The 6,494-nt window shown below is 59.7% G+C and carries 8 protein-coding genes and 1 pseudogene; all 9 read right to left on the bottom strand.

What is annotated here, in order from left to right; translation table 11 throughout:
• Positions 1 to 235: pseudogene (locus KHQ28_RS23420) on the bottom strand (long-chain fatty acid--CoA ligase); the annotation flags it as partial.
• Between the two features lie 251 nt (positions 236 to 486).
• Positions 487 to 831 (bottom strand): hypothetical protein, encoded by a 345-nt coding sequence (locus KHQ28_RS23415; RefSeq protein WP_015958187.1) that lies wholly within the window; start codon positions 829 to 831, stop codon positions 487 to 489.
• 90 nt (positions 832 to 921) lie between these two features.
• Positions 922 to 1,752, bottom strand: coding sequence for a Sir2 family NAD+-dependent deacetylase (gene cobB / locus KHQ28_RS23410; protein WP_004176563.1), 831 nt, complete (start codon positions 1,750 to 1,752; stop codon positions 922 to 924).
• Positions 1,753 to 1,766: 14 nt separating this feature from the next.
• Positions 1,767 to 2,678: an N-acetylglucosamine kinase gene (gene nagK, locus KHQ28_RS23405; RefSeq protein ID WP_004140619.1), complete on the bottom strand. Its 912-nt coding sequence runs from the start codon at positions 2,676 to 2,678 to the stop codon at positions 1,767 to 1,769.
• A gap of 48 nt (positions 2,679 to 2,726) precedes the next feature.
• Entirely contained in the window at positions 2,727 to 3,971 is a 1,245-nt protein-coding gene (gene lolE, locus KHQ28_RS23400) for a lipoprotein-releasing ABC transporter permease subunit LolE (protein ID WP_002900801.1), read from the bottom strand.
• Positions 3,971 to 4,672: a lipoprotein-releasing ABC transporter ATP-binding protein LolD gene (lolD, locus tag KHQ28_RS23395; protein WP_002900798.1), complete on the bottom strand. Its 702-nt coding sequence runs from the start codon at positions 4,670 to 4,672 to the stop codon at positions 3,971 to 3,973. Before lolD ends, lolE begins: the two co-directional genes overlap by 1 nt.
• Positions 4,665 to 5,864 carry a lipoprotein-releasing ABC transporter permease subunit LolC gene (lolC, locus tag KHQ28_RS23390; RefSeq protein ID WP_004176566.1) on the bottom strand — a complete coding sequence of 400 codons (1,200 nt, stop codon included), beginning with the start codon at positions 5,862 to 5,864 and terminating at the stop codon, positions 4,665 to 4,667. The genes lolD and lolC overlap by 8 nt, the downstream gene beginning before the upstream one ends.
• A 133-nt stretch (positions 5,865 to 5,997) precedes the next feature.
• The gene (locus tag KHQ28_RS23385; protein WP_004140630.1) at positions 5,998 to 6,129 is read right to left on the bottom strand and encodes a hypothetical protein; all 132 of its coding nucleotides are present in this window, start codon (positions 6,127 to 6,129) and stop codon (positions 5,998 to 6,000) included.
• A gap of 60 nt (positions 6,130 to 6,189) precedes the next feature.
• A partial coding sequence (locus KHQ28_RS23380) for a hypothetical protein (protein WP_211777698.1) occupies positions 6,190 to 6,494 on the bottom strand: 305 nt, incomplete at its 5' end.

Here is a 6,494-nt window from a genome sequence, read left to right as displayed (position 1 = left end):
CCAGATGGCGGCGGTTGTTCCATGCCAGCGTGGCGCAGCGGGCGCCCGGCGGCAGCCCCAGCGACGCCAGCGCCGATGCCAGCCGCTGAGCACGGCTGGCCACCTCCCCCCAGCAGCTGCGCTCCTTCTCACCGCCAGTACTCACCGAGACAATCTCGGTCTCGCTGTGATACTGCGCCGCATGACCGAGCAGCGCGGCAGTGGTGAGATCCTGATAAATCATCGGTGACGGCATGGCGGGGTCTCCTTTACAGACGTCCGGCGGAATCGAGGGGCGCGGCGCGATCGTGCGGGCGCCTATTGAATCTGGTCTACATTTGCCGGTCTGCACAAAAAAACGTACAGAAATCAGCGGTCACGCACAAAATAGAGTGGGAAATGGTTCAGAAAGGAAAAGACAAACTCATGACCGGAAGATCATTACTCAGAGAGCTTATCGCCCGACTTCGGGCCGGGCGATAGCGTGCGTGGCGCAGCGGAAAACGATCAGCGTTGACCGCCGTCGTGCTGGCCTTTGCCCTTCCCTTTTTCGGCTCGCCGCTGCACAAAATCTTCAATGATGCCGACAACCCAGTTGAGAGGTTTCCACAGCACCACCAGCAGCAGCAACGGACCGTATATTCGCACACCGCCCGTCGCGACCTGACCGGTCAACAGCAGAGCTAAGATATCCAGCAGCAGGCACAACGCGCTGCCAGTGCCGAGGAACAGACATAGCAGGAAGAGGATCGGTCGGCTATCGACATGTAGCGGTAAAGCGCGCTGGCTCCAGACGCCAACGATAATGGCCGCGATCAACATGATCGCTTCGATAACCAGCGGATTATGCATGGTCTGACTCCTGTCATGACGTGACATCCTTGTCAGCAGCGCTGCCGGCGGCCGTGGGCTGCGCCCTGGCTACCGGCAGGCGGCTTCAGTTTACAGCGCGTTTTCCTGCAGCAGCTTATCGATAAAGGCAGGCACCACTTCGCTTGCCAGCCCGTAGTGCTTCTCGGCAAACTCGCTGCCCACCTGGCTGGGCTCCAGGTTCAGTTCAACGGTATGGGCGCCGTGCAGTCGCGCCTCGTGCACAAAGCCAGCCGCCGGATAGACATGGCCGGAGGTGCCGATGGCGATAAAAATATCTGCGTCGGCCAGCGCGCTGTAGATCTCATCCATCCCCAGCGGCATTTCGCCAAACCAGACCACGTGCGGACGCAGCGCCGCCGGAAACTGGCAGCAGTGGCACTTGTCCTCGGCGGTGACGTCCCCGGTCCACTCCAGCACCTGGCCGCTCCACGAACAGCGCACCTTTAGCAGCTCGCCGTGCATATGGATCACCCGGCGGTTGCCGGCGCGCTCGTGCAGATTATCAATATTCTGGGTGACCAGCAGAAAATGGTCGCCCAGCAGATCCTCCAGACGCGCCAGCGCCAGATGCGCCGCGTTCGGCGCGATTTCCGGACTCTGCAGCTGACGACGACGGGCGTTGTAGAACGCCTGCACCAGCGCCGGATCGCGGGCGAAGCCTTCCGGCGTCGCCACATCTTCCACCCGATGCTCTTCCCACAGGCCATCGGCCGCGCGGAAGGTTTTGATCCCCGACTCTGCCGAGATGCCCGCGCCGGTTAACACCACCACTCTCGGTTTTGCCATTGCTTCAGGCTTCATCCTGTCCTCCCTAAAGAAAATCCGCTGACGCAGACGGTCACGCAACCGACGTTTATTGCGACGAAAACGGCTCAATCGATGTAAACGGCGCGACTGCATAGCTACCTCTGTGATTAATGGGTCAGGTGAAGGAAGGCCGCACCGCGCATTCCCCCGGCATCGCCGTGGCGCGCGCGCTCAATGCGCGGAACCCTGGCGACCGGCAGAAGATGGCGCGGCAATCGTTGCGCCAGCCCTTCGCTAATGGCCGTAAAGTTAGATAATCCACCGCCGAGCACCAGCAAATCCGGGTCGACAATGGTCAGTATATTCCCCAGACACACCGCCAGCAGATCGAGATAGCGCTCAACGTGCGCCTGCGCGCGCGGATCGTGCTGCTGCCACTGCGCCACAATCTCCGGCGAGGAGAGCGGTTGCTGATAAAAATGTTCGTACAGCCAGGCGAAACCGCGACCGGAGAGATAATTTTCAATACAGCCCAGCTGGCCGCAGCCGCAGCGCAGCAGCGGAAAATCGCGCCCAACCACCTCCAGGGCATCCACCGGCAGGCGAATATGACCGAACTCGCCGGTGATATAGCTATGTCCGGTAATCGATTTACCGTTCAACACCAGGCCGCCGCCCACGCCGGTGCCGAGGATCAATCCCATCACCAGCGGGTATTGCGTAAACTCATCGTCCCACGCTTCCGACAGCGCGAAACAGTTGGCGTCATTATCGAGACGCACATCGCGCCCCAACCGCGCGCTGAGGTCAGCGCGCAGCGGCCGGCCGCTGGCGGCTGGCACGTTAGCGGCATACAGCGTGCCGTCCGCCGTTTCCGGCATTCCCGGAATACCGATCCCGACCGAACCCTGCTGGTCGAAGCGCTCATCGGCCTCGCGGACCAGCGCCTCTACCGCCTGGAGAAAATCCTCATAACTACTTTTCGGCGTAGCGACGCGTTTTTCCCACTGCAGTCGCCGCTCCTGATTAAATACGCCCAGCGCTATCTTGCTGCCGCCAATGTCAAATCCATAATACATTTCAGCAATTCCTCTTGTGTCGTCAGCCAGGCCGACGATGACGATAAATTACTGGCCACTCAGCACCCTCGCCGGGTCGATGCGGCTGGCGCGGCGGGCGGGATACCAGCTGGCCAGCAAACTCAGCAACAGTGCTGTCACCAGCACATAAAAGACGTCCAGCCAGTGCAATTCTGACGGCAGGAAGTCAATAAAATAGATGTCGCCGGAGAGGAATTTATGCCCAATCAGGTATTCGATGCCGTTGATGATCGACGTCAGGTTCAACGCGCAGATCACGCCGATCACCACCCCAAACAGGCTGCCTACCGATCCGGCTAATAAACCATACCACACGAAAATCGCGCGAATTAAGCCGTCTTTTGCGCCAAGCGTGCGCAGCACCGCAATATCGCCGCTTTTGTCTTTGACCGCCATCACCAGCGTCGAGACGATGTTAAAGCAGGCCACGCCGATCACCAGCACCATCGCCAGGTACATAATGGCGCGGATCATCTGGATGTCGCGATACATATAGCCATAGGTGCCGATCCAGCTCTTGATGTAGACGTAGCTATTGGTCACCTCGCCGGCGTCGCGTACCAGCTTGTTAGCATGGAAAACGTCGGTGACCTTGATGGCGATGCCGGTCACGCTGCTGCCCATCTCCAGATACTGCTGCGCATCCTGCATCGGGATCATGGCAAAACTATGATCGAGCTGGCCGCTCAGCTGTAAAATTCCGGTCACATGCAGCCTGACGCGTTTTGGCTGCAGCAGCTGATGGTCGGCGTCGGCATTAGGGATCATGATCGACACCCAGTCCCCCTGCTTCACGTGCAGGGCATCGGCGACCCCTTTACCCAGAATCACCTGCTGTTCGCCAGCCTTGAATCCGGCCCACGCGTTATTCTGCACAAAGGTAGGCAGCGCGCTGAGCTGGCTCTCCTGCTGCGGGTCGACGCCTTTCACCTGGATGGCGCGCATATTGCTGCCGCTTTCCACCAGGCCGGTGAAGTTAATATAGGGCGCTGCCGCGACAATCCCCTTCACCTTCTGCACCTTCGCCAGCGCTTCCTGCCAGTTATTCCACGGCTGATTCACGGGTTCGATTTCGCCGTGCGGTACCACCGCCAGCACGCGGTTATTCAGCTCGCGCTCAAAGCCGTTCATCGCGCTGAGGCCGACGATCAGCACAGCCACCCCCAGCGCAATGCCGATGGTGGAGATCACCGAGATCAGCGACACCATGCCGCCGCGCCGCCGGCCGCGGCTGAAACGCAATGCAATCAGTAACGATAACGGAGACGCCATTACTCGGCCCCCATCAGGGTCAGGTCGGCGGTCAGACGGCCATCGCGCATCTCCAGCTGGCGGCTCATGCGCTTCGCCAGCTGCAGGTCGTGGGTCACCACCAGAAACGCGGTGCGCTGCGCGACGTTCAGTTCGCCCAGCAGCTGGAAGATGCTGTCGGCGTTGCGAGCGTCGAGGTTACCGGTTGGCTCGTCCGCCAGCACCAGCCGCGGTTTATTCACCAGCGCGCGGGCAATCGCCACCCGCTGGCGCTCGCCGCCGGAGAGCTCCGACGGACGGTGATGGCTGCGGTGTTCAAGCCCGACCGCCTGCAGCATCGCTTTCGCCTGGCGTTCAATATCCGCCGGCTTCTTTTTGCCAATCAGCAGCGGCATCGCCACGTTTTCCAGTGCGCTAAAGTCCGGCAGCAGATGGTGGAACTGATAGATAAAGCCCAGCTCGCGGTTACGCAGGTCGGCGCGCGCGGCGGTGGATAGCTTGCTCATCGGCTGACCGGAGAAAATCACGTCGCCAGAGGTGGGCGTATCCAGGCCGCCGAGCAGATGCAGCAGCGTACTTTTGCCAGAGCCGGAGGTGCCGACGATAGCCATCATCTCGCCTTCACCAATGCTGAAGCTGACATTGTGCAGGACATCGGTTTGCACATTGCCTTCCTGATAGCGTTTGCACAGGTTGTCGCATTGCAGCAGGATCTTATTCATAACGTAAAGCCTCAGCGGGTTGGGTGGCGGCAGCGCGCCAGGAAGGGTACAACGTAGACAACAGGGCCAGCACCATCGCCACCAGGGCGATAACAATGACCTGCAGCGGCTCAATCGCCACCGGCAGCGCCGCGCCGTCAAGGAAGGCGCCGATGATCGGCATTAAATTATTCAGCTGGCTGGCCAACAGGGCGCCAAGCACCGCTCCCAGCAGCGCGCCGACGATCCCGGCGCTGGCCCCCTGCACCATAAAGACGGCCATAATCTGCCGCGGCGTCAGCCCCTGGGTCTGCAGGATCGCCACTTCGCCCTGCTTCTCCATCACCATCATCCCCAGCGAGGTAATAATGTTGAAGGCCGCGACGGCGACGATCAGGCTCAGCAGCAAGCCCATCATATTTTTCTCCATGCGCACCGCCTGGAACAGTTCGCCCTTGCGCTCGCGCCAGTCCTGCCACTGAGTTCCCGGCGGCAGCGTCTGCTGACTCAGGGTGTCGACCTGCAGCGGTTTATCCAGCCACAGGCGCCAGCCGGTGATATTCCCCAGCGGATAGCGCATCAGACGGGAGGCGTCGTCGATGTTGGTCAGCATCTGATAGCCATCGACTTCGCTGTTGGCGGCGAAGGTGCCGATGACCGTGAACAGACGCTGGCTCGGCACGCGGCCCATCGGCGTAAACTGACTCGCGGAAGGAACCATCACGCGAATTTTATCGCCGCGATTAACCCCCAGCTGGCCCGCCAGCTGCTCGCCGAGAATAACGTTATATTTGCCCGCCTGCAGATCGCTCTGTTTGACGTTCACCAGGTATGGAGTCAGGGGATCGTTCTGCGCCGGATCAATGCCCAACATAACCCCGACCGCCACGCTGCGCGCACTCTGCAGCACCACGTCGCCGGTGGTGATCGGCGCTACGCGGGTTACCCCATTAAGTTTCGCTTCGCGCTCCGGCAGTTGCTGAGGGTTCACCGAACCCTGTTTGGCGCTAAGAATGGCCTGTGGCATCAGCCCCAGGATGTTGTTTTGCAGCTCGCGTTCAAAGCCGTTCATCACCGACAGGACTGTCACCAGCGCCATTACGCCAAGCGTAATACCGATAGTTGAGAGCCAGGAGACGAAACGACCGAAGCGGTCGGCTGCGCGCCCGCGCATATAGCGTAGGCCGATAAAGAGTGCGGCAGGTTGGTACATGTCATCCATCTGGTTGCTGATAGCCGATGCCCGAGTATATAAGCGATTAGAGGCAGCGTAAACGACTGATACATGACGACTTTATTAGCAATAATCCTAAAAACCAAGTAAATACAAACGGATAGATAAGTACTTACTTATTTATCTTTACGCTTATCGACAGCGCTGACCTTTCTTCACCCAATACGCGATGGCAATTCGGGTTGGCGAATCCAGACCAATCGCGGATAATCTCACTATTGAATATCAGCGAGTTGCCCTCCATATCGGCAGAGCGAATCCCTAAGAGATCATGAAACCGTCTATGCCTGAACAATATCGATACTCATTGCCGGTCAAAGCCGGCGATCAGCGCCAGCTTGGCGAGTTGACCGGCGCAGCCTGCGCCACCCTGGTGGCGGAGATGGCCGAACGCCACAGCGGCCCGGTGGTGCTGGTGGCGCCTGACATGCAAAACGCGCTGCATGGTGGGTAACTGGTAAAGGGTGGCAAGACGGGAGGAGATGATGTCCTGATGCGGCGAGAAGCTGTCGTAAGGGAGCGTTTCCCAGTCCGCCAGCCCCATCACCATGCTGTCGGTAAACTGCCTGATCTCGTCGTTCAGACGCAGCGCGTTTTGCATGTCAGGCG

This window comes from Klebsiella sp. 28 (assembly GCF_018223905.1).
Lineage (GTDB): Bacteria > Pseudomonadota > Gammaproteobacteria > Enterobacterales > Enterobacteriaceae > Klebsiella > Klebsiella pneumoniae.
The sequence above is the reverse complement of the archived record's forward strand: the minus strand, read 5'-3'. Positions and strand labels throughout refer to the sequence as shown.

Bases quoted from the DNA above. Each gene is read 5' to 3' on its own strand.
- lolD (WP_002900798.1), bottom strand. From the start codon at position 4,672: ATGAATAAGATCCTGCTGCAATGCGACAACCTGTGCAAACGCTATCAG.
- lolC (WP_004176566.1), bottom strand. From the start codon at position 5,864: ATGTACCAACCTGCCGCACTCTTTATCGGCCTACGCTATATGCGCGGG.
- nagK (WP_004140619.1), bottom strand. From the start codon at position 2,678: ATGTATTATGGATTTGACATTGGCGGCAGCAAGATAGCGCTGGGCGTA.
- KHQ28_RS23415 (WP_015958187.1), bottom strand. From the start codon at position 831: ATGCATAATCCGCTGGTTATCGAAGCGATCATGTTGATCGCGGCCATT.
- lolE (WP_002900801.1), bottom strand. From the start codon at position 3,971: ATGGCGTCTCCGTTATCGTTACTGATTGCATTGCGTTTCAGCCGCGGC.
- KHQ28_RS23385 (WP_004140630.1), bottom strand. From the start codon at position 6,129: ATGGAGGGCAACTCGCTGATATTCAATAGTGAGATTATCCGCGATTGG.
- cobB (WP_004176563.1), bottom strand. From the start codon at position 1,752: ATGCAGTCGCGCCGTTTACATCGATTGAGCCGTTTTCGTCGCAATAAA.